This is a genomic window from Bowmanella yangjiangensis (assembly GCF_018531185.1).
Classification (GTDB): domain Bacteria; phylum Pseudomonadota; class Gammaproteobacteria; order Enterobacterales; family Alteromonadaceae; genus Bowmanella; species Bowmanella yangjiangensis.
Map to the genome: position 1 here is coordinate 580,547 of NZ_JAHDJU010000003.1, position 22,491 is coordinate 603,037.

Below are 22,491 nucleotides of genomic sequence, written 5' to 3' on the forward strand. Positions count from 1 at the left end.
TTGCAAAAGGTGCAGTTGTGTCTACCAACAGTCCAGCGCAACAAAGATATCCAGTAAACGGTTTTGCTGCACTGGAGTCAGTTCTTGTAGATGAGCGAGATGTTGCTTTAGTAGCCAACTGGCGCCGGGTTGGCAAGCAGGCTCGGCCATCAATTTAACCAGTTGGGTAATAGCGTCAGCCTGGCAGGCAAGGTTTAGGTAAACCCCGGCAAGATAGTCCGAGCTTTTTCCATCCCAGTTTAAGATAACCTGCCTGAGTGCCATCATGCTTCGCCAGGTTAGGTGTTAAAAAGCTGTGGAGAAGCGCGTAGCAAATGCCGGTACACACATAAACTGGCGTAAGCGTCATTGGCTGCGTAGGCAATCTGTGCCTCAGATAAGGGCAAACGCGCCCAGTTGGATGTGGACAGATGTTTAGACTTAGGCAGATACTGTTTAAGCACAATAGCCACGGCCGCCTGCACCCCAACCTGATCTTTATAACCCAGTGATTTCACAACCTTGGCCAGGTCCACACAAGGTTTAAGTGCCACCCCCAATTTATGCTGCAAAGGCCCTCTGTCAGAGCGAAGACCAAAGCCCACTTTAAGAATATGTTCGGCCTGAATAATTGTCGCCAGGTGAGCGTTTCCCTCAAGTAAGGCAGCGCTAAATAAAAACGCCTCTTTATCGGTAGCCAGTTGCAGCAAATGTGGGCCGCCAGTGGACTGATTGGCTACAAAGCTTGGCTTGCTCTCCGTATCAAAGCCCAGCACATCGGCCTGCTCCAACACTTGGCAAGCCGCCGCCACTTGGTTGCCGCTGGTCAGCATATGAATGTTCTTGGGTGTTAGGCCAGCGAAGGGAGGCAGTTCCCGTATCTGCTGTTTGGAAGGCCTTGTGAGATAAGAATGAGGCTGCATAATCCATCCCTGTGTTTTTTTGCAGCCTAGCGGATTTAGCCAAAGCTTAGCAAGGGCAAAAATCTGCTGATGTAAGGGACCTGCATACTTTCTCCCTGAGGGGGATGCTTAGCTGGCTTTAGGCAAGTTTCGCGCTCTAACCACCAATGCGATACCGCCCAAAATCAATAGCGCGGATAACATCAGTTTCACTGACACCTGCTCAGCGCTGAATACCACTCCCCCCGCCGTTGCCAGTAAGGGGACCAGTAACTGCAAGGACGCCGCCAGCGATACAGGTAACAGTGGCAAGGCCGCATACCAGATGGCATAGCCGATCCCCGAGGCAAGAATGCCGGAGAGTAGCGCCAATACCACGCCGCTATCTGACACCTGCATATGGTGCCAGCTAAAGAGCATCAGAATCGCTACCAGCGGCGCGGCGCGAACAAAATTCATTGCTGTGTCATTGAGCGGCTGTTTGGTGCCCTTACCCAGCAAGGTATAACAGCCCCAGGCATTGCCAGCAGTGGCCATCAAAAGAAAACCCAAAGGGTCCGGCTGCCATTTGTCAGGTGCCAGTAAGTACCCCAGCCCCGCCATGGCTACCAGCATGCCCAGCAACTCGAGTTTTTTCGGCCGCTGGCCGGTCAACATACCCATTACTAGCATGCTAAGTTGCACAAAACCAAACAGGATAAGCGCGCCAATGCCGGTTTCAAGCCATTGGTAGGCATAAGAAAAGGCTGCTGCATAGATAAATAACATGGCTGCAGACAGCCAACTGCCGCGTTTGAGAACCTCCGCTGTTCCGGTTCTTGCCGAGGCAATCAGCAGCAAAACCAGCGCACCAGATAACAGTCGAATTGCAGTAAAACTGGCCGCATCGGTACCGCCGTCCAGCAACGCCAGACGATTTAGCACCGAATTGCCAGCAAAGGCCACCAACGCCAAAGTTGTGAGCAAAAAAAGTTTCAACATAAAAGCCGTCGGCGACCAATCAAGGCAACAGCATATAGCCATTTTTGCGGCACACCAAGTTGAGGTATAAGCACTCAATCACGGCACCTCAGCTAGAAAATGCAGACACATGCACGTAAGCTGCGGTTTTTGGCGATCCATGCAAGTGAGAAGTGGCGTGACAGACAGCGTAAAAATTGAAGATCTGGTAACCGGTAGTGGCAAAACGGCAGTCAAAGGGGCGCTGATTACCGCCCATTATCGCGGGTGGCTGGAAGATGGCAGCGAATTTGATTCGTCCTACGATAAAGGTCGCCCGTTTCAGACCGTACTCTCCGCTAACAAAGTGATCCAAGGCTGGTTCCAAGGAATGCAAGGTATGCAGGTTGGCGGTAAACGCAAGCTGTGGGTACCGGCGACACTGGCCTACGGCGAGAGACAAGTCGGCGACAAGATCCCTGCCAACAGCAACCTGATTTTCGAAATTGAGCTACTGGAAGTGCTAACCCGGGATGACTAGATAAGATAGGTAGAATAAAGGCGTCCAAAGACGCCTTTATCAGTTTGCTTTACTTGGACAATGCTGCGTCCAGTTCTTCAATTTTGGCTTTCCAGATGGCAGGGCCGGTCTGGTGGGCATTACTGCCCTGGCTGTCCACCGCCACGGTCACCGGCATATCTTCCACTTCAAATTCGTAGATAGCTTCCATCCCCAAATCTTCAAAGGCCACCACACGGGACTTCTTAATTGCCTTAGACACCAAATAAGCGGCGCCGCCCACAGCCATCAAATACACGGCTTTGTGCTTGGCAATGCTCTCGACGGTGGCAGGACCGCGCTCGGCTTTACCAATCATACCGATAAGACCAGTTTGCTCCAGCATCATATCGGTAAACTTATCCATACGGGTCGCCGTAGTCGGGCCTGCGGGGCCAACGACTTCGTTACCCACGGCATCCACAGGACCCACGTAGTAAATAAAGCGATTGGTCAGGTCTACCCCTTCTGGCAGGCCTTCGCCGTTTTGCAGCATGGTCTGAATACGTTTGTGCGCAGCGTCGCGACCGGTCAGCATTTTGCCTGACAACAACACAGTTTCACCGGACTTCCACTGTTGAATTTCTTCTTTGGTGACGGTATCCAGATTCACGCGGCGCGTATTCGCCCCCACTTCCCAGGTCACTTGTGGCCAGTCTTCCAGTTTAGGCGGGGTTAGCTCGGCGGGGCCGCTGCCATCCAAATGGAAATGCACGTGGCGGGTAGCCGCACAGTTAGGGATCATCACCACAGGTTTAGACGCTGCGTGGGTAGGCACAGACTTGATTTTAATGTCCACCACGGTGGTCAGACCGCCCAACCCCTGTGCACCAATGCCTAGGGCATTAACTTTATTGAATATATCCAGGCGCAGTTTTTCTTCGGTGGTCTCGGCGCCACGTTCCATCAGTTCATGGATATCCACCGGGTCCATCAGGCTTTCTTTGGCCAGCACCGCGGCTTTTTCTGCTGTGCCACCAATACCCAAACCTAACATGCCAGGTGGACACCAACCGGCCCCCATAGTGGGTAAAGTTTTGACTACCCACTCGGCAATATCATCGCTGGGGTTTAACATCACCATCTTGGATTTGTTTTCGCTACCGCCGCCTTTGGCCGCGATCATCACCTCGATATGGTCACCTTCCACCATGTCGATATGCACCACTGAAGGGGTGTTATCTTTGGTGTTTTTACGGCTACCTGCCGGGTCGGCCACAATTGAAGCGCGCAGCGGATTGTCGGGATTGGTATAAGCACGGCGAGTGCCTTCATCCACCATCTGCTGCACTGTCATATCGGTTTTATCCCACTGCACACCCATACCGATTTTGACAAAACAGGTCACAATGCCAGTGTCCTGACAAAGCGGGCGGTGGCCTTCGGCAGACATACGGGAGTTAATCAGGATTTGCGCCATGGCATCCTTGGCGGCCTGGCTTTGTTCTTTTTCGTAGGCCTTCTCAACCGCCTTCACATAATCCAGCGGGTGGTAATAGGAGATAAACTGTAGGGCATCTTCGATGCTATCAATAAAATCCTGCTGACGAATCACAGCCATGCTTTTGCCTCATCGCGTTGTCTGATTTTTACACACTCGGTAACCGTCAATGCGGCTACCTGCTTGGTCTTTCTTGTTGTTGCAGTATGATACTCCCATTAGCCGCGGCGACCAAGGCCGGATAGCCTGTATCTGATTAGCCTTTGGTCTGGATCTCATGCCTTTTTGGGAATGTTGTGAATACCACTTTACTACCTGATAACTTACCAATTCTGCGCCTGTTCGCGCATTTTGCCGACCAGCCCTGGGCAATTCTGTTGGACTCTGCGCAAAGCCAGCATGAAAACGGCCGCTACGACATACTGTTGGCCGACCCGGTTGCCACTATTCAAACCTTTGAAGGTACCAGTCAGATATGGCAACGCAGTACTGACAGTGTTGAAACCCAAAAGAGCGACCCTCTCAGTCTGGTGGAAGACTTAAACCATGCACTATTCGGTGATGTCCCTCCCCTGGATGCGCCTTTTACCTGCGGTGCGGCGGGGTACTTTAGCTACGACCTGGGCCGCTGTTTTGAAGCCCTGCCCGCGCAAGCAGAGAAAGATATTCAGGCGCCGGATATGGCGGTAGGCTTTTATAGCTGGGCGCTGGTAAGGGATAACCACACTGGCCAGACCCGGCTTTATGCACACCCTGACTACCCAACACCCAGTGCAAAGGAACTGAGAGCACTGATAGATAAGCCAGCAGAGAGCGCCAGTGAATTTAGCTTAACCGGTGGCTGGCAGGCCAATATGAGCGAGGCTGAATATCTGCAAAAGTTGGCGCGCATTCATGACTACCTGCTGGCAGGTGATTGTTATCAGGTAAATTTGGCGCAGCGCTTTAGCGCCCCCTACGAGGGTGATGAGTGGCAGGCCTATTTGACCCTGCGCGCCAGTAATCAGGCGCCCTTTTCGGCCTTTATGCGTTTAGCCAACACCGCAATTTTGAGTTTGTCACCTGAACGATTTTTATTAGTAGACGGCGATAAGGTGCAAACCAAGCCGATCAAAGGCACTCGCCCCAGACACCTGGACGCAGTTCAGGATGCCCTCCTTGCCGACGAATTACGTCAAGCTGACAAAGACCGGGCCGAAAATCTGATGATTGTGGACCTGCTGCGCAACGATTTAAGCAAGCACTGCCAAAGTGGCTCGGTAACAGTGCCTAAGCTGTTTGATATTGAAAGCTTCCCGGCCGTGCACCATTTGGTCAGCACCGTAGAGGGAAAGCTGAATCCTGAGGCGTCTGCTATGGATTTGTTGCGCGGCGCTTTTCCCGGTGGCTCTATTACCGGCGCCCCGAAAATACGCGCCATGCAAGTAATTGAGGAGCTGGAACCCCATCGCCGTCATTTGTATTGCGGCAGTATTGGGTATTTATCCGCCCAGGGTCGTATGGACACCAGCATCTGCATACGTACGCTGATATGTGAAAATCAACACATTCACTGCTGGGCAGGGGGTGGTATAGTGCTGGATTCGCAGCCGTACGCTGAATATCAGGAGACCCTGCATAAAGTGAATAAAATTCTGCCTGTATTAGCAACCGTTTCCAAACACTGCAGTTCAGACAAGGAGTAGTCTCGGGGAGTCATCCATAACTTATGCGCAAAAGTGAGTTTCTAAACCGATTCCATCATGCCCGCCAGGTAGAAGGCGAGGCTGATTTTCCACTGAGAAAACCTGGCTGCCCTGCCGCTGTGCTCATGCCCATTATTGAACGTGAAGAGCTGACATTACTGTTTACCCGCAGGGCCAGTCATCTTAAACACCATGCAGGTCAAGTCAGCTTTCCCGGAGGACGGCAAGAACCCAATGACACGGATTTACTGGATACAGCCCTGCGTGAGACTCGTGAAGAAATTGGCATAGATACCAGCAACATAGACATTGTCGGGCAACTCCCCCGCTATCGCACGGTCAGCGGCTATGAAGTCACACCTTTCATCGGACTATTGCGCCCCCCCAAGGTGTTAGTACCCGATCACAATGAAGTGGCTTCGGTATTTGAAGTGCCACTGAGCTATCTGATGAACAAACAAAATCATATGATTCACTTAGCTGAGCGCCGCGGCCTGCCCCACCCAATTTATTTTATTCACTGGCAGAATCAACATATCTGGGGAGCCACCGCGGCATTTGTACGCAATCTGGCCAATCATCTGGAGTAACCAAACTGTATCAGCTGCAGTGCCTTGTCTCTTGGTGTTCTATCGCCTCAGCCTGACTTTTAGCCAGAAAACTTTACATCAGATTAACTTTTCTAATCCGGGGCATTACTTTTGTCTGTTTGTCAGATTGACCAGAATAGTCAATATTGGACAGTTACAAGAATTTTAAAATGAGAACCCTATGATCAGTGTATTTGACATGTTCAGTGTCGGCATCGGCCCATCCAGCTCCCATACAGTTGGCCCTATGCGAGCGGCCAAAGCCTTTTTGCAGGATCTTAAGGATCAGGGTCTGTTTGAGCGCACTGATTTTGTCAAAACCGAGCTTTACGGCTCCTTGGGTCAAACAGGTAAAGGTCACGGCACCGGCAAAGCCGTTATTCTGGGTTTACTCGGCCATGAACCTGAAACCGTTGATGTGGATGAGGTCGATTCCATGCTGGCTGAGATAGACAAGACTCAGCAGATTAATCTGGGTGGTGAAAAACGGGTAAGTTTTCCGCGAGAAGGGGCGATTGTTTTCCACCGTCGCAAAACCCTTAAACTGCATTCCAATGGCCTGACGTTTTTTGCCTATCAGGGCGAGGAATTGCTAGCCAGCCAAACGTATTACAGTATTGGCGGAGGCTTTATTATCAAGGAACAAGATTTCGAGGATGAGAAAGCCACTGCGCTGAAACATGACGAACAACCCGTGCCCTTTCCTTTTGAAACGGCTGCAGAGCTAATGGCACATTGCAAAGAACATGGCATGCGCATCAGCACCCTAATGCTGAAAAATGAGCAGGTGTTTCAGAGTGAAAAAGAAATTCGCGCCAAGCTTTGGCATATCTGGCAGGTCATGGCGGCGTGCGTAGAAAAAGGCAAAATGACCGAAGGAATTTTGCCAGGCGGCCTGAAAGTCAGACGCCGTGCACCAGATCTCTACCGTAAACTGCAAAACGAAAAAAGCGCAGATCCCATGGCCGCCATGGACTGGGTGAATCTGTTTGCCTTGGCCGTCAATGAAGAGAATGCAGCAGGTAGCCGGGTGGTAACTGCCCCCACCAATGGCGCTGCCGGTATTATCCCCGCCGTACTTTGCTACTTTGACAAATTTGTCCGTCCGGTGGACGAAGACACAGCAGTACGTTACCTGCTTACTGCGGCGGCAATAGGTATTTTGTATAAAAAGAATGCCTCCATCTCAGGTGCTGAAGTGGGCTGTCAGGGTGAAGTGGGCGTAGCCTGTTCTATGGCCGCGGGCGCATTAACAGAGATACTCGGGGCCAGTGTCGCAGCAGTGGAAAATGCCGCTGAAATCGGTATGGAACACAATTTAGGTCTGACCTGCGACCCGGTGGGTGGCCTGGTACAAGTACCTTGTATTGAGCGCAACGCCATGGGTTCAATCAAAGCGATCAATGCCGCGCGATTAGCCATGCGTGGCAGCGGCGAGCATAAAGTGTCACTGGATAAAGTCATTAAGACCATGTGGGACACCGGCAACGATATGAAATCTAAGTACAAAGAAACGGCGCGCGGCGGATTGGCGGTTAATATCATCGAATGTTAAGCCGTTTCTTTACCGGGCAGGACGCCCGGCCAGCCGCCGTAGCCCAAGATAAATCACACTTTATCGCTAGGGCGAAGGCGGATGGACAAGCTGCTGCACAGGGACAGGCTGCAGCGTAAATTGGTCAACGGCAATAGGCGGATTGGCGGTTAATATCATCGAATGTTAAGCCGTTTCTTTTCCGGGCAGGATGCCCGGCCAGCCGCCGTAGCCCAAGATAAATCACACTTTATCGCCAGGGCGAAGGCGGATGGACAAGCTGCGGCACAGGGAAGGGCTGCAGCGTAAATTGCTCAACGGCGCGCAGCGGATTGGCGGTTAATATCATCGAATGTTAAGCCGTTTCTTTACCGGGCTTGAAAATGCGAGGGGGAGACATAAATGTCTCCCCCTCGGCGTAAAAATTTAGCTCTGACTTACTTCACCGGCAAGGTGAGATCCTTAAACATCCGCTCAATATCGTCGTTGTTTTTCTGCATCATGGCTTTCTCTACCACATCTTTGGTTAGGTGCGGCGCAAAGCGCTCAATGAAATCATACATATAGCTACGCAGGAATGAACCTTTGCGGAAGCCAATCTTAGTGGTGCTGTATTGGAACAAATGGCTGGCATCAATCTTGACCAGATCGGCATCCAACTTTTCATCCAGTGCCATAGATGCAATCACACCAATTCCTACCCCTAAACGTACATAGGTTTTGATTACATCAGCATCGGTGGCGGTAAACACAATTTTAGGCTCTAACCCTGCGCGGTTAAAGGCGTCATCCAGCTCAGAGCGGCCGGTAAAACCGAACACATAAGTTACCAGCGGGTAGTCGGCGATATCTTCAATAGCGATTGAGGTACGCTTTGCCAGCGGGTGCTCACGATTAACAATGATACTGCGATTCCAGTGATAGCAAGGCAACATCACCAAATCATTGTACAAATGCAAGGCTTCAGTAGCGATAGCAAAATCTGCTTCACCTTTAGCGGCCAAATCACTGATTTGTGAGGGTGTGCCCTGATGCATATGCAGTGACACCCGCGGATATTTGCCCATAAAGCCTTTAATCACACCAGGCAGAGCATAACGGGCCTGGGTATGGGTCGTAGCAATATTCAGTTTACCCTGATCTGGCAGCGTATGTTCCCTGGCGACAGCTTTGATGCTTTCTACCTTGGCCAGAATCTCACGAGAGATATTGATCACATCTTTGCCCGCTTCGGTCACATGGGTCAGATGCTTGCCACTGCGTCCGAAGATCTGCACCCCCAGCTCATCTTCGAGCATCCTCACCTGTTTACTAATGCCAGGCTGAGAGGTAAATAAACTCTCTGCTGTGGCGGACACATTCAGGTTATTATTGAGAACTTCGACTATGTATCTGAGTTGCTGTAGTTTCATCTGGTGAGCGGGCCATCGTTTGCGCGGTTGTTTATATGCAAAATATATATACTGATGGGAAAATTAATTCCATAAAATTTTAGATAAATACCGGGATTTTCTTCATTTATGGACGATAACCAATTGGCAGGCCAGGCAATTGGCTTTCCCTGCCGGTGCATTATTGGTATAAATCAGAACATCTTTTCCGGGTAGTAGTGACTATGCCAACCTCATCGAAGCTGATCGATTTCTCGTCTGTACTGGCAGCCGGGGTACACGACATGAAAAATTCTCTGTGTCTGTTATTGCAGTCCATTGAAAATCTCAGCCAGATGATGCCCGAGGCGAATCCACAGATCAGCGAAAATCTGGCGAGCTTGCAATATGAAGCTTTTCGACTAAATACCGGCCTGATGCAACTGTTATCCTTGTATCGCGCAGAGAAACAGAATTTGCCTATCAGTGTTGATGAACATTATGTTGGCGACATTGTTGATGACTTGCTGGCAACCAACGAAGGCTATGTTGCCAATAAGAAAATGCAGTTAGAGGTGGACGTCGAAGAAGATATTGCCTGGTACCTGGATGCAGATCTCATCAATGTGCTGCTCAATGACATCTTGATTAACGCCATGCGATACAGCAAACAACGGTTGAAACTCAGTACCTTTCAAGATGAAGGTTACTTGTGTTTTCGTATTGAAGATGATGGTCCGGGTTATCCAGAGAGTATGCTGCAAGCCGGCAACAGCACCATGCACGAGTTTGACATTGCTAGCGGTCGCACAGGACTGGGTTTATTTTTCGCCCGTATGATTGCTCAGGCTCATAATAATAACGGCCGACAAGGTTCAATTCACATGGAAAACGGCGGTGTATTGGGTGGCAGTGTATTTACTCTGAGATTACCTTAGTATGCCCTGCCTAGGCAGTTACAATAACAAAAAAGTGACAAGTATATGTTGTTTCCCACTATCATAATTTTGATTGTTGCTTTGGTCATTATGGCCATCGTTATCAATGCCATTCAACAGCATAAAGAGCAGGTTGAAGCGGAAAAGCGTGCCGAATTAGCTAAACAGAAATCAATCGTCGACGAGACAGAAGATGCGCTGATGGCTGCTGCGCAGATGCCAATTTCCCAGCAGTTAATACTGATATTACACAAGCGCGTACATAATGCCTTGCAGACTATGTTTGAGCTCAATCCCAAAGCCATGGACATTAAGCAGCGGGTCAAAGATGCCAAAGAACGGGTTGATGCCACCAAGCCAGAGCAGTTAGCGCCGCCGAGCGATCACTTTCTGCTACCAGAAAATGACAAACAAATCATAGTGTTAATACAAGGTATAAAGAAACTTCGTACCTTGTTGCGCTCAGAGAATTCTAAGGGCAAAGTAGATACCCATGTCTTTATTGAAGAAGACAAACGCCTTGAGCGCCTGCAATTAAAAGTCAATGTCGAAACCTTAGGCAAGCGAGCCCGAAGTGCGATTCAGAGCAATATGTTGGGCTCTGCACGACAATACTACGAGAAAGCTATTGCAGCCTTGAGTGCCCAGCCCAATCCAGATGAATACGTTGTCAAAAAGCGCCATGAGCTAGAAGAACAGTTGCAAAATATTAAAGACAATCTACGTAACGCCAACGCCGCAGACAGAGCTAAGCGGCAAGATTCAGAACGAGCGGATTTAGACGAGCTGTTTGCGCCCAAGAAGAAATGGTAACAAGGCAGAAAATACACAGTCGGTATTTCTGCCGCTAAGCAAACACAAAACGCTCAAATATCAGAGCCAAAAAATGCGTGGCTGGCACAGACAAGTTACTTCGACTGCGCCGAATCACACCAATACGTTTAGCTGGCCCCGAGTGCGCCAGCGGTACGCAGCAAAGTCCGCGGCGTAACATGTCTTCACGACAAATGGCCGGAACCACAGAGACCCCCAGACCAGCCGCCACCAACTGCCCTACCGTAGATAGCTGACTGGCCTCGGCAACTATATTGATATGGGCATCCGTCTGTTTAACGGCCTCTTCACACCAAGCCCGGATAGTAGACCCTCTGTTCATCGCCACATAACTTTGCCCGTGCAAATCAGTCCAGCTCAGTGATTTTAGCTGGCTTAGCCGGTGTTCTGGATTAAGTAACACCACAAAGCTGTCTTCACAAAGCGGCATAAACTCAAGTCCTGGCATATGCTGAGCCTCAAAGATAATGCCGAGCTCAGCCCGCCCATCCAACACGGCTTCCATGACCCGTTCCATCACCACATCCAATAAGCTGATATTGATATTGGCGTGCTGCTGGTGAAACAGCTTAAGTATTTGCGGCAACAGGCTGTTGGCAAAAGACGGCATGGCCGCAATGGTCAGCTTGCCTCGCTGCATGGCAAACAAATTGTGTAAATCGGTAAAGGCTTCATCCCAGTCGTGTAATAGGCGCTGTGCTACAGGTAAAAATGCCCGGCCCTCCGGCGTTAACTCCAACATTCGGGTACTACGCGACAACAAGCTGCCCCCCACCGACTCTTCAAACTTACGGATTGCAATGGATAAGGCTGGCTGGGACAAATGCAGCCTAAGGGCTGCTTCAGCAAAAGACCGGCTCTCGGCCAGTTGAACGAAAATTTGTAACTGTCGAATTGTGATGCTGTTGGGCGCCTGCACATTCATAAATATTATTAATTAATTCTTAAATTAAATTGATTTTACATATTTACAACATTACTCAATACTGAGGCAAGTGCCTGATACGCTATACCTGATATTCAGGCAAACAATCATAAGACAGGAGAAGCAGATGGCAGGTTTTGACAAGGTGGTGTCCAGCTACGAAGAGGCCATGGCCGGACTGGAAGACAACATGACGGTGATCGCCGGCGGCTTCGGCCTGTGCGGCATTCCTGAAGGCCTAATTGCACAAATTAAGAAAATGGGCGTAAGTGGCCTGACCGTAGTGTCGAATAACTGCGGTGTAGATGGTTTTGGCTTGGGAATATTGCTGGAAGATCGGCAAATTCGCAAAATGATTGCTTCATATGTGGGCGAAAATGCGCTGTTTGAAAAACAGTTACTCAACGGCGAGCTAGAGGTTGAGCTAACACCACAAGGTACGCTGGCTGAAAAAATGCGCGCCGGTGGCGCGGGCATCCCGGCATTCTACACTGCTACAGGCTACGGAACCCCCGTCGGTGAAGGCAAAGAAGTACGCGAATTCAATGGCCGGCCTTACATTCTTGAGCCATCTATTACAGGTGACTTTGCCATTGTCAAAGCCTGGAAAGCAGACCGCTATGGCAACTGTGTCTACCGCCATACTGCACAAAACTTCAATCCCATGGCCGCCACCGCGGGCAAAATAACCGTGGTAGAAGTAGAAGAAATTGTCGAGCCAGGGGAAATTCCTCCAAGTCAAATTCATACCCCTGGTATTTATGTCAACCGCGTTATTAAAGGTAACTTTGAAAAACGCATTGAACGCAAAGTGACTCGCAGCGCATAAGGAGAACAACATGGCCCTATCTAGAGAACAAATCGCCATGCGTGTGGCGCAAGAATTTAAAGACGGCAGCTATATCAATTTGGGCATTGGTATTCCAACCCTGGCCGCCAACTATGTCCCTCAAGGCATTACAGTGATGTTGCAGTCGGAAAATGGCTTACTCGGAATGGGACCTTACCCAACCGAAGAGCAGGTGGACGCCGACATGATCAATGCGGGCAAGGAAACTGTTACCGCCAGTACTGGTGCTTCTATTTTCAGCTCAGCAGAAAGCTTTGCCATGATCCGTGGTGGCCATGTGGATATTACCGTGTTAGGTGCCTTTGAGGTGGACCAAAATGGCAACATTGCGTCCTGGATGATCCCAGGCAAATTGGTGAAAGGTATGGGCGGTGCTATGGACTTGGTTGCAGGCGCCAAAAATATCATCGTTACCATGACTCATGCCGATAAACACGGTAATTCAAAGCTGCTAGAGCAATGTACACTGCCATTAACCGGCGTAAATTGCATAAACCGTATTATCACCGATTTAGCTATGCTGGAAATTCGTGACAATGCTTTCCACCTACTCGAACGTGCCCCAGGTGTATCTGTTGAGGAAATTAAGCAGAAAACAGCTGGTAAGCTTATCGTTGAAGGCGATATTCCAGAAATGCAATTCTGACCAATAGAGTTCGAGCATATCAAGGCCAGCGTCAACGCTGGCTTTTTTTATCAAGCTGGCAGCACCAGATAGCCATGCCAACTTTATTATCTCTAAAAAGCGTAACTCCCCTGCTCAAGCACCCAGGGTAAAAAAAAGCCCTGTTAAACAGGGCCATAAGTCATTGGAGAATGATTCTTTTGTTTAGGCGGTAAGCAAGCACACACACGCCGACCATTAACAACAATACAGATGCTGGCTCAGGCACCGCAGCCGTTACCACACCTTGTGACAACAAGGTTTCTATCTTGAAAGTTGCACTGCCACCACTAAATAAAAACACATCAGAACCGGCACTGTAGCTAATGTGCAGGCTGTTATCAGTCACGCTGATAAAAGGCACAATACCGTCCTGCGTCAGATTATTGGTTAAGAGTACGATATTGGCGATAGTTTCACCAGCCTGGGAGAACACAATGTTGCTGATCCAGGCATCAAAGGTCTGAAAATCCCAGTCATCTCGGGATAACAAGGTCAAAACTGATGACAAGGGATCATAGTCTATCCACACTTCACCGCCTTGCCAGTCATCAGGGTTTTGTAAGAAGTCAGCGCTATCTAATTCAAATCCAGTCCCGACTTGCTGGTCAAGACTCTGATAAACCAGAGGTAATCCATTCCCAAAATCAGGTAGGTTAGATTCAGTACGAAAATCGGCACGGATGAGTGACGCTTGGCAGGATAAGCTGATAACAGCAAAAAGTAAGGCAAACACTTTCATAAACATCATGAACCTCAAGTAAGTTACCTCATGTAAAACTTTTGACGTCCATGTGCTTTTTAATTAAGCATGATTCAGACCAAAATATAACCAATTATTTTTTATGGATATTATTTATAACGTGAAGTCTTCTTATCTGAATTATGTAAATTATATTGACAGTATAGATGCAGAGAGGAAAACCGCGAAAGTTCCTCTGCTGCACCTATTTCAAGGGGATAAATGTAGTAAAGCGATGTTATTCGCGCTTTGTGCTGAAATGCCAGGCAGGATAAGCTAATAGTGCCAGGAGTTCCTGCATGGGCATTGGTCTGGCGTACAAATACCCTTGAGATTGCTGGCACCCAAGTTGCCTGAGCAACTCATGTTGCTCTATGGTTTCCACACCTTCGACCACTAGGTTCAGCGATAAATCAGCAACCATTGCCGTCAGGTTTTTAACTATGCTGCAGGCTTTGTTGTTACAGGTGAGGTCCTGAATCAAAGAGCGATCAATTTTCACTGTATCCAATGGCATGTTTTTCAGGTGACTCAAACTTGAGTAACCGCTACCAAAATCATCCAAAGCAATATGGAAACCTTGCCTTTTGAGCTCGACCAGGATTTCGCTGGCCTTATCCTCGTTGTCCATTAATGCGGTTTCTGTGATTTCCAATTCCAATTCACAAGGCCGCACACCATGGGCCGATAAACAGCTCAGCAGCCAGTCACATAGATCTGGCTGACATAAATGCCTGGCCGACAAATTAATCGACAGCATTGGTAGCTCTCTACTCTGACCGCGCATATTCGGCAGCAGTTTGCAAAGCTGTAAAACGACCCAACGGTCCAGTTTAATAATCAGGTCACTTTGTTCTGCGATGGGAATAAACTCAGCTGGAGATATATCGCCCAGCTCAACATCACGCCAGCGAATTAGCGCTTCAATACCAGTTAAGTGACGACTATTCATGCTCCACTTGGGCTGAAAAAATAAATGCAATGCATCATCATCGTCAACTAGCGCTTGGGATAGACGCCTTAATATCTGATGTCGGCGCACACTTGCCTGACCATCCGAGGGATTATAATAGGCGACACAATTGCCTCCCCTGCGTTTGGCATCTTGCACGGCCATTTCAGCGGCGTTAAGAAGCGTCTCTCGTTTGTCAGAGTCATGTGGAAAACATGCTACGCCTATACTGGCGCAGCAACTGATTTGCTTATCCCCCAGACTAATGGGCTGACGCAATACGTCCAAAATTGTTTCACAAAGCATGTCCGCGCATGCATCACGACTTTGATGAAGCAATACAAAATCATCAGCGTATAAACGCACCAGGGTATCTTGCTCGTCAATGATTTTTTTTAGCCGAAGTCCCTGCACCCTGACCACCAAATCGCCAATGGTCAGTCCATACTGTTCATTGATATGCCCCAGTTGACTGGCATCTATCCAAAGAATTAAAAGCTTAGTTCGTGTTGCTTTAGATTGTGCTAAGGCCTGAGGAAATCTATTGATCAACATCTCCCGACTGCCAAGCCCCGTCAGGCGATCATAGTGAATGAAGTCGAATGAGTGACTTATCCGGGTTGGCTGTTCACTGAGATCTTGCATCATCCCGAGGTAGAAGCGAACCTCACCGGATTGGTCTTTTATCTCCGTGATTTTCAGCCACTGACGATAAATGGCATGGTCTCGCCGGCGATTCCATATTTCACCTTGCCAACAACCTTGTTTAGATATGGTCTGCCACATTTCCTCATAAAATGAGGCCGGATGCTGGGAAGAGCGAAACAGCGCAGGGGTTTTGCCAATGACTTCTTCACTGGCAAAACCTGTGATTCGGCAAAACGTTTTATTCACACGAACAATACGTGCACTGGCATCAGTTAACATCAGCCCCTGACTAGCTTCATTAAACAAAAGATCCGCGACATCAGGTAATACATCAATAGCTTCTTGCCCGGAAAAGCGAGGCAAGGACATCGCTAACTCATTCATACCATCTCTCTTCTTTGCAGGCTCAAAAAATGCTGAGCCAGCAAATGCAGCTTCTCTACATCGGCCCCCAACTGTTGTCCTTTCAATTGCGCAGAGCTGGCCGCCGCGGCAGAACATCTGGCTTGCTCAAACAAGTCATCGGCGCGTTTATTTAATGCTTCTAAGGTATCCAACTGGCGAGAGGTCGACTGATCGGTATGATGAGCCTGCTGCTTGATATCCCCGATAGCACAGAGAATATCAGCAATAGAGGTAACCGCTTCTTCTACAGCCAAATTAGTTGATTCTGACATCTTTGCTCCCTCCCCCATACTCGCCGATGATGCATCAACGGCCAGCAACAGCTGGTCAATAATACTCCTAATCTCTTCTGTAGATTGCTGAGTGCGGTTTGCCAGTTCTCTGACTTCGTCTGCCACAACGGCGAAGCCTCGTCCCTGCTCACCCGCTCTGGCCGCCTCTATTGCAGCATTAAGCGCTAACAGGTTGATTTTCTCAGCCACCTCTCGGATAACATTGACCACCTGACTAATACTGCCACTTTGGTGGTTGACCTGACTAAAACCCGACTGAAGCCCTAACAACTGACCGTTTAACTGCGCCATAGCATGACGCATATTGCTAAGTTGCTCTTCGCCTTGCCTTGCAGCATTCTCGACATGACTGGAGTATTCATTGGTTCTGCGGGACGAGTCAGATGTTTGATTTTGGGCCTGCAGCATAGTGGCTAAATCATCCAATAGCGCTTCAATATTTTGCTGTTGCTGTAGGCTTAGATCAGCAGCCTGACAGATATCACTGGCAGCCTGACTGCGAACATCCAATAGCTGTGCCGCTGTATTGCTAAGTCTGGCCATTAGCGCTTCTAATTCCTTTCGCTGCGAATCGTAAGCATGGCTGAGATTAGCGCTGATTCCACGCTTGCCTGTGTATATGTATCCCATCAGAGGATTAATTTCTGCATGTTGCAACAGCGCTTTCATCTGTCGATGACCGCTATTTTGCTTAATGCCATAAACACCTAGTAGTGGCCAAAGTGACAAAGTTAGCAAAGCAGCAACACCATGCCCGATGGATGCCTGCACTGCACTCGCTACCGGCAGACTAAGCGGCAATAGCCAACCCCATGGCAATTCGTAATGCCAAGCAGGTGATAAGCGTGAAGGCCATTTGGCATAAACTTTCGCAGCTCGTTTTTTCTGATCTTCTGTCAGCGCCGTCCGAATGGACTGGTACTCGACGATCCGCCCTTCAGAAAAAACCGGTGTGACATAAGCATCGACCCAATAGTGATCACCATTTTTACAGCGGTTTTTAACCACACCTCGCCATGAACGACCGGCCTGAATGGTAGACCAGAGATCAGCAAAGGCTTCTTTAGGCATATCAGGATGACGGATTAAGTTGTGATTTTTGCCCAGTAATTCTTCCTGTTGGTAGCCAGACACATCAACAAAATCTTGATTAACGTAGGTAATAACTCCCCGGGGATCTGTAGTGGTAATTAAATAGAGTTCAGGTGAAAAGTGCTTTTCTTGTTGCGTTACAGCCGCACCTCTGCGCATAGCTATCCTTACTATAATTATTATTTAAAGGAACTGAAAAAAGCGATGTAGGTTCGTACTAGATCTGCACGAACATGTTAAATTCATGTAATAAAGTATTCTCTGACTCACACGCAAAACTTGATCTAGATCAAGTTTTTATAAAAAAGACCACAATAACTAAAGGGTTATATATTTATGCAATAGATTGATTTAGGCACCAGAACGACTTTTCCGAGGACAAAGAGAGTGTGCTATAGTGCGCGCCCTACAGCTTAGGGTGGTGTGTGAATGAGTGATTTTAGCCAACGCTTTGGCGGTACCAGTCGGTTATACGGAAACCAACAGGCGCTATGGTTAAGCCAGGCCCATTTTTGCGTGGTGGGCATAGGTGGCGTCGGATGCTGGGTAGCAGAAGCGCTGGCGCGCACGGCGGTAGGTGAACTCACCCTGATTGATCTGGATGATATCTGCACCACCAACACCAACCGTCAGATTCATGCACTGCAAAACACCGTCGGCCAAAGCAAGGTCGAGGTGATGGCGGAGCGCATCCGCCAGATTAATCCACAATGTCAGGTACATTGTGTTGAGGACTTTGTCACACCGGAGAATGTCCGCGATTATCTGCAAACGTTCGACTATGTGATTGATGCCACAGACTCGGTAAAAGCCAAGGCGGCCATGATAGCCCACTGCAAGCGCAATAAAATACCGGTGCTGACCATAGGCGGCGCGGGTGGACAAACCGATCCCACTCAGGTCAAAGTGGCTGACCTGGCGAAGACGGTGCAGGATCCTCTGGCGGCCAAAGTGCGCTCTCTATTGCGACGCGATTACAAATTTACCAGCAATCCCAAAAGGCGCTTTTCGGTGGACTGCGTGTATTCCACCGAACAGTTAAAATACCCTCAGCAAGATGGCAGCGTATGTACTGCTAAGCAATTTCCGGATGGCAGCATGAAGCTGGACTGCAACTCAGGCTTTGGTGCCTCTGTGGCCGTAACAGGAACTTTCGGTTTTGTGGCCGCCGCACGTTGTATTGAAAAATACTTAGAGCGCTGTCAGAGGCAAACCCAGGCTTAATCCATTGCGGGTTTTACCCTTCTGAAGGGCTGCCAGGCTTTATAGGTCAGGCAGCGCCATAGCCATTCGAGCGGCCCAAACTGAAAATACGTTAGCCACCAGGGGCTGATCAATAATTGGCAGATAAGCAGCGCAAGGGCAATAAGCAGTTGCCAGGCTCTGTCGACTTGCCCATACCAGCCCAGACCATAACCGAAAAACAGCAGGCTCAGCACCAACGAATGGGTTAAATAATGGGTCAATGCCATTTTGCCCATGGCAGCAAGCCCACTTAGCCTTGCCAACCAACGGGGTTGACTGCAAAGCCATAACAATCCGCCCAGATACCCGGCACTCAACACATATTGGCTTAAATAGTACAGGGAATAGGCCACCGCGCCTAACCAGGAGTCCAACTCAAACCTGGGAGCCTGCATAAGTATCAGAGCCCATAAACTCAAAGGCAAACCTATGCCGATTCCCCCACAGCAAAGTAACTTCCATACTCTGGAATAGCGCTGATAATTTTCTATCATACCGCTCCCCTGCAGCGCATAGCCGAGCAAAAACAGCGGAAAGATCGCCAACAGGATGTTAATTAGGCTAAACGGAAACTCCGCTGTTGCCTGTTGCAAACGGAACTTGCTAGCTTGCAAAAATGTCCCCTGCCCCAGAGCTTGTATTTCCTGCTCAAGCTCAAGGGCATTTTGCTTAAGCTCCTCAGCGCGCAGTCGGGCATCCAATTCGAGCAGCTCCGGCTCGGATAACTCGGTGCTGTTTTCATCCACAGGCAAAGGCTTCGCGCCTGACATCAGCAGCTTAGCTCTGGCCTCTACCGCCTGCTCGTATTGCCAGTCCTGCTCATGCTGATTGCCGGTATCCTGAGTACTAAACAGTAAAGCTGCCAACAACAGCAGCACACTGGGCGCCCCAAGCCACCAAAGCGCTACGCGCAGCTGGTTGTGAGGCCGCTGCAAATCCTGCAGATAGCCCTTATCAAACAACCACACCATACCCAGCAAGATAAACCCTGCCATGGCATAGCTATGCAGAATATCGCCACTCCATAGGAACACCAGATGCAGCAAACCGAACAGGAAAAGCACCGTCAAGCGCCGTGAAAACCAGGCAAAATAGTCGCGTCCAGTCGCCTTGCCGTGGCGTAACATAATCGCAAAGCCCATACCGAATAGCAGGGAAAATAAGGTATAAAATTTACCTTCTATAAATAGCCGCACGAACCAACCAGCCGCCAAAGACAGGCCTTGCTGCGACTCATCCCATTGGCCAATTTCAGATATCGGCCGGTTAAACCATTCGATATTCATCAGCAGGATCCCCCACAAAGCGAAACCTCGTAAAATATCCAGAATGACCAATCGTTGTGCGTCGGCCACAGGGCCTGGGGAGGAAGAAATAGCGGATGAATCGACAAACTGATGTGCCATGTCAGGCTCCTTGCCTATGGCTGGTTTAAGTTTAGCGCCATTGCCCGGCTTTTAATTGCTGACATCACGGCATTAAGGCCATTACTGCGGGATTGGCTTAGGTGCCTTCCAAGACCAAGCGTATCCAGATATCCGGCCAAATCCAGTGATTGAATCTCGGCTATAGAATGGCTTTGCACATACTCTATCAATACCGCTAATAACCCCCGCACAATCTTACTGTTTGACCACGCCTGCACAGATAGCAAACCTTGTAAATTGACGGTGCAGCTAAGCCATACCTGGCTCTCACAGCCCGGCACTTCATGTTCAGGCTGGCAAAGCGCATCTGATGGCGATGGCAAAACGCGCCCCGCCAGCATCAGCTCGCGCATTTGAGCGTCCCATCCTGTTGTCTGGCGCAGCTTGTCAGCCAGCTCAGTCATATTCAGTGTCTCCACAAGGTTGTGCTAAATATTCGCCAAGCAAAGATTGTAAATAGCCAATCTTGTCATTGCTCAGTTGACGATAATCAAAATACGGGCAAACAAATAGCCGATAACGCGGATTTACTGCGAACTCAGGGGTTAACCAAAAAAGTCCCAGACTCTGCTGCTTGTTCAGCGCATTGGCATAAGTACGGCCGCTGATAATCTGTATGGCCTGCTGCTGCTCATCCAAAACTGGCGGAGAAAACAAAAGGGCCGTTGCAGAGCTGGCTTGTAGCAAGTGATTGTCGCGATAATGCTGCCAATTGGGTGTCCCCGACGCTAGTTTGATATCTTGCGCCTGCAGCGCAAAGACCAGCTTGGCATACACATTAAACACCTTACGCCAGCCATTGCCGCAGGCCTGGCCTAGTTCGGCAATATCGCCACTGACTAAAGGTTGGCAAACAGACAGATGCTGATAAGGCATGGGCCGGTTGGCAATATACACTTTAATAAGGGCATTAGTGTCCCCAAGCCCCACAGTGACGGGCAAGGTTTTACTCACCCGCTTGTGCCAGTGCGTCCAGCAATTCTTCCACCTTAACCATAATCCCCTCCTCTTCTTGCGCCAGAGGGAATAGCATCAGCAGCACTTCGTCTTGCTGCCACTGGGAAAACAATGTCTGTTGCAACTGTGCAAAAGGGATTATTTTGGGCTTAGACTCTGGATACTGCTGAGCTCCCCACAGCTGGGCACTTTGGGCGTCAGGAAACAGAGGTGTACAGGCGTCTCCTTCGGCGCTTAGCATTACCCATCCCAACTTGCCTTCCAGCCCCCATAGTGGTTGCTTGTCCAGTAATAACTGAAAACAATACTCGGCACGGGTCTCAGGATCCTGATCTATCAGTGCATCCGGTGTATGGGGCTGTGTCATGGTTGGTTCCACTCTAGGTTTTAGGACATATTGTGCCGGAATTTTTCGGTGAAAAAAATCAGACTATGCAGGGTTCTAGGCTTTGCGATTCAGTCGAACCCAAGGGGTTGTGCATCCCGCGCGGATGCAGCATATAAAAAAAACCCGGTCATCGCTGGCACTGTCTAAGTGTTCAACCGGGGATTACTCCGGGCTTCCTGCCCTCCGCCCTGCGGGCCAGCCTGCGGCTGTTCTACAACGTTCCGGACGTTGTAGTCGAACCCAAGGGGCTCTGCATCCCGCGCGGATTCAGCATATAAAAAAATACCCCGGTCATCGCTGGCACTGTCTAAGTGTTCAACCGGGGATTACTCCGGGCTTCCTGCCCTCCGCCCTGCGGGCCAGCCTACAGCTGTTCTACAACGTTCCTGACGTTGTAGTCGAACCCAAAGGGGTTCTACATCCCGCGCGGATACAGCATATAAAAAAATACCCCGGTCATCGCTGGCACTGTCTAAGTGTTCAACCGGGGATTACTCCGGGCTTCCTGCCCTCCGCCCTGCGGGCCAGCCTACGGCTGTTCTACAACGTTCCTGACGTTGTAGTCGAACCCAAGTGGCTCTGCATCCCGCGCGGATGCAGCATATAAAAAAATACCCCGGTCATTTCTGACCAGGGTATTTTTTTATATGGCGTCCCCTAGGGGATTCGAACCCCTGTTACCGCCGTGAAAGGGCGGTGTCCTAGGCCTCTAGACGAAGGGGACAGAATTTTTGTCAGCGAAGCACCGCTTCGCTAAAATTCTGTAAGTGCGAAGTGAGCCAGCGAACTGAGCGGCACTATCCTTACTGAATTTAATTCTGCGCTGCCAACTAGGCTTGGCAACTATTTCCTTATTACTGCCTTGGCAGTCTTCCTTTTGCTTTCGGATTTTTCCGTCAGCTGAATATGGCGTCCCCTAGGGGATTCGAACCCCTGTTACCGCCGTGAAAGGGCGGTGTCCTAGGCCTCTAGACGAAGGGGACAGAAAATCTTCTTTGCGAAGCAAGCTTCGCAGATTTTCTGTAAGGTGAACGTAGCCATGCGAATTGAACGGCATTATTCTTCTCTTACAGTACTCTCTGTCTTTGCCAACTAGGCTTGGCAATGATTATGACATTTTGTCACAACCTAA

At 49.4% G+C, this 22,491-nt stretch carries 22 protein-coding genes and 2 tRNA genes; 9 read left to right on the forward strand and 15 right to left on the reverse strand.

Translation table 11 applies throughout. The annotated features are described in order from the left end of the window. Nucleotides 1-21: 21 nt before the first annotated feature. The 3 genes from KJY73_RS18245 to KJY73_RS18255 all read right to left on the reverse strand — a co-directional run bounded on the left by KJY73_RS18245 (nucleotide 22) and on the right by KJY73_RS18255 (nucleotide 1,862). Nucleotides 22-267 (reverse strand): hypothetical protein, encoded by a 246-nt coding sequence (locus tag KJY73_RS18245; protein ID WP_214345112.1) that lies wholly within the window; start codon nucleotides 265-267, stop codon nucleotides 22-24. An 11-nt stretch (nucleotides 268-278) separates the two neighbouring features. Then, on the reverse strand, nucleotides 279-902 hold the full coding sequence (locus KJY73_RS18250; RefSeq protein ID WP_214345113.1) for a 3'-5' exonuclease: 624 nt from the start codon (nucleotides 900-902) through the stop codon (nucleotides 279-281). A 108-nt stretch (nucleotides 903-1,010) separates the two neighbouring features. Beyond that, nucleotides 1,011-1,862 (reverse strand): DMT family transporter, encoded by an 852-nt coding sequence (locus KJY73_RS18255; RefSeq protein ID WP_214345114.1) that lies wholly within the window; start codon nucleotides 1,860-1,862, stop codon nucleotides 1,011-1,013. A gap of 139 nt (nucleotides 1,863-2,001) precedes the next feature. Between KJY73_RS18255 and KJY73_RS18260 the strand changes: the two genes are divergently transcribed. Beyond that, nucleotides 2,002-2,361, forward strand: a complete 360-nt coding sequence (locus KJY73_RS18260; RefSeq protein WP_232848724.1) for an FKBP-type peptidyl-prolyl cis-trans isomerase — start codon at nucleotides 2,002-2,004, stop codon at nucleotides 2,359-2,361. Between the two features lie 49 nt (nucleotides 2,362-2,410). Here KJY73_RS18260 and KJY73_RS18265 read toward each other — a convergent pair whose 3' ends face one another. After that, nucleotides 2,411-3,940: a fumarate hydratase gene (locus KJY73_RS18265; RefSeq protein WP_206593863.1), complete on the reverse strand. Its 1,530-nt coding sequence runs from the start codon at nucleotides 3,938-3,940 to the stop codon at nucleotides 2,411-2,413. A 176-nt stretch (nucleotides 3,941-4,116) separates the two neighbouring features. Here KJY73_RS18265 and pabB point away from each other — a divergent pair, with 176 nt between their 5' ends. The 3 genes from pabB to KJY73_RS18280 all read left to right on the forward strand — a co-directional run bounded on the left by pabB (nucleotide 4,117) and on the right by KJY73_RS18280 (nucleotide 7,650). After that, nucleotides 4,117-5,505 carry an aminodeoxychorismate synthase component I gene (gene pabB / locus KJY73_RS18270; protein ID WP_332874228.1) on the forward strand — a complete coding sequence of 463 codons (1,389 nt, stop codon included), beginning with the start codon at nucleotides 4,117-4,119 and terminating at the stop codon, nucleotides 5,503-5,505. Between the two features lie 23 nt (nucleotides 5,506-5,528). Beyond that, complete coding sequence (locus tag KJY73_RS18275) at nucleotides 5,529-6,095, forward strand: CoA pyrophosphatase (RefSeq protein ID WP_214345115.1); 567 nt, start codon at nucleotides 5,529-5,531, stop codon at nucleotides 6,093-6,095. Between the two features lie 181 nt (nucleotides 6,096-6,276). Next, a complete protein-coding gene (locus KJY73_RS18280) occupies nucleotides 6,277-7,650 on the forward strand; it encodes an L-serine ammonia-lyase (RefSeq protein ID WP_206593861.1) in 1,374 nt (457 codons plus the stop codon). A 416-nt stretch (nucleotides 7,651-8,066) separates the two neighbouring features. Here KJY73_RS18280 and cysB read toward each other — a convergent pair whose 3' ends face one another. Then, nucleotides 8,067-9,041 (reverse strand): HTH-type transcriptional regulator CysB, encoded by a 975-nt coding sequence (gene cysB / locus KJY73_RS18285; protein ID WP_206593860.1) that lies wholly within the window; start codon nucleotides 9,039-9,041, stop codon nucleotides 8,067-8,069. Between the two features lie 203 nt (nucleotides 9,042-9,244). Between cysB and KJY73_RS18290 the strand changes: the two genes are divergently transcribed. After that, nucleotides 9,245-9,937 (forward strand): sensor histidine kinase, encoded by a 693-nt coding sequence (locus KJY73_RS18290; protein ID WP_214345116.1) that lies wholly within the window; start codon nucleotides 9,245-9,247, stop codon nucleotides 9,935-9,937. Nucleotides 9,938-9,982: 45 nt separating this feature from the next. Next, complete coding sequence (locus KJY73_RS18295; protein WP_214345117.1) at nucleotides 9,983-10,750, forward strand: hypothetical protein; 768 nt, start codon at nucleotides 9,983-9,985, stop codon at nucleotides 10,748-10,750. Nucleotides 10,751-10,784: 34 nt separating this feature from the next. On the opposite strand, the gene KJY73_RS18300 is transcribed toward KJY73_RS18295, so the two are convergent. Further along, entirely contained in the window at nucleotides 10,785-11,696 is a 912-nt protein-coding gene (locus tag KJY73_RS18300; protein WP_214345118.1) for a LysR family transcriptional regulator, read from the reverse strand. Between the two features lie 127 nt (nucleotides 11,697-11,823). On the opposite strand from KJY73_RS18300, the gene KJY73_RS18305 reads away from it, so the two are divergent. Then, nucleotides 11,824-12,525 (forward strand): CoA transferase subunit A, encoded by a 702-nt coding sequence (locus KJY73_RS18305; protein ID WP_206593856.1) that lies wholly within the window; start codon nucleotides 11,824-11,826, stop codon nucleotides 12,523-12,525. A gap of 10 nt (nucleotides 12,526-12,535) precedes the next feature. Beyond that, nucleotides 12,536-13,192 carry a CoA transferase subunit B gene (locus KJY73_RS18310; RefSeq protein ID WP_214345119.1) on the forward strand — a complete coding sequence of 219 codons (657 nt, stop codon included), beginning with the start codon at nucleotides 12,536-12,538 and terminating at the stop codon, nucleotides 13,190-13,192. Between the two features lie 160 nt (nucleotides 13,193-13,352). Here the strand turns inward: KJY73_RS18310 and KJY73_RS18315 are convergent, their stop codons facing one another. The 3 genes from KJY73_RS18315 to KJY73_RS18325 form a co-directional block, all read right to left on the reverse strand. Beyond that, on the reverse strand, nucleotides 13,353-13,961 hold the full coding sequence (locus tag KJY73_RS18315) for a PEP-CTERM sorting domain-containing protein (protein WP_214345120.1): 609 nt from the start codon (nucleotides 13,959-13,961) through the stop codon (nucleotides 13,353-13,355). 229 nt (nucleotides 13,962-14,190) lie between these two features. Continuing rightward, nucleotides 14,191-15,936 (reverse strand): putative bifunctional diguanylate cyclase/phosphodiesterase, encoded by a 1,746-nt coding sequence (locus KJY73_RS18320; protein WP_214345121.1) that lies wholly within the window; start codon nucleotides 15,934-15,936, stop codon nucleotides 14,191-14,193. Further along, a complete protein-coding gene (locus tag KJY73_RS18325; RefSeq protein ID WP_214345122.1) occupies nucleotides 15,933-17,501 on the reverse strand; it encodes a methyl-accepting chemotaxis protein in 1,569 nt (522 codons plus the stop codon). Before KJY73_RS18325 ends, KJY73_RS18320 begins: the two co-directional genes overlap by 4 nt. A gap of 270 nt (nucleotides 17,502-17,771) precedes the next feature. On the opposite strand from KJY73_RS18325, the gene tcdA reads away from it, so the two are divergent. Continuing rightward, nucleotides 17,772-18,566, forward strand: a complete 795-nt coding sequence (gene tcdA, locus KJY73_RS18330) for a tRNA cyclic N6-threonylcarbamoyladenosine(37) synthase TcdA (protein WP_214345123.1) — start codon at nucleotides 17,772-17,774, stop codon at nucleotides 18,564-18,566. Here the strand turns inward: tcdA and KJY73_RS18335 are convergent. The 6 genes from KJY73_RS18335 to KJY73_RS18360 all read right to left on the reverse strand — a co-directional run bounded on the left by KJY73_RS18335 (nucleotide 18,563) and on the right by KJY73_RS18360 (nucleotide 22,342). Further along, nucleotides 18,563-19,993: a DUF418 domain-containing protein gene (locus KJY73_RS18335; RefSeq protein WP_214345124.1), complete on the reverse strand. Its 1,431-nt coding sequence runs from the start codon at nucleotides 19,991-19,993 to the stop codon at nucleotides 18,563-18,565. The two genes, tcdA and KJY73_RS18335, sit on opposite strands and share 4 nt — an antisense overlap. Nucleotides 19,994-20,007: 14 nt before the next feature. Beyond that, a complete protein-coding gene (locus tag KJY73_RS18340) occupies nucleotides 20,008-20,418 on the reverse strand; it encodes a SufE family protein (protein ID WP_214345125.1) in 411 nt (136 codons plus the stop codon). Then, nucleotides 20,411-20,968: a DUF6942 family protein gene (locus tag KJY73_RS18345; RefSeq protein ID WP_332874229.1), complete on the reverse strand. Its 558-nt coding sequence runs from the start codon at nucleotides 20,966-20,968 to the stop codon at nucleotides 20,411-20,413. The genes KJY73_RS18340 and KJY73_RS18345 overlap by 8 nt, the downstream gene beginning before the upstream one ends. Beyond that, nucleotides 20,961-21,338 carry a DUF2750 domain-containing protein gene (locus tag KJY73_RS18350; protein WP_214345126.1) on the reverse strand — a complete coding sequence of 126 codons (378 nt, stop codon included), beginning with the start codon at nucleotides 21,336-21,338 and terminating at the stop codon, nucleotides 20,961-20,963. Before KJY73_RS18350 ends, KJY73_RS18345 begins: the two co-directional genes overlap by 8 nt. Before the next feature lie 669 nt (nucleotides 21,339-22,007). Continuing rightward, nucleotides 22,008-22,083: transfer RNA gene (locus KJY73_RS18355), tRNA-Glu, on the reverse strand. 183 nt (nucleotides 22,084-22,266) lie between these two features. Further along, a tRNA-Glu gene (locus tag KJY73_RS18360) sits at nucleotides 22,267-22,342 on the reverse strand. Nucleotides 22,343-22,491: the final 149 nt, after the last annotated feature.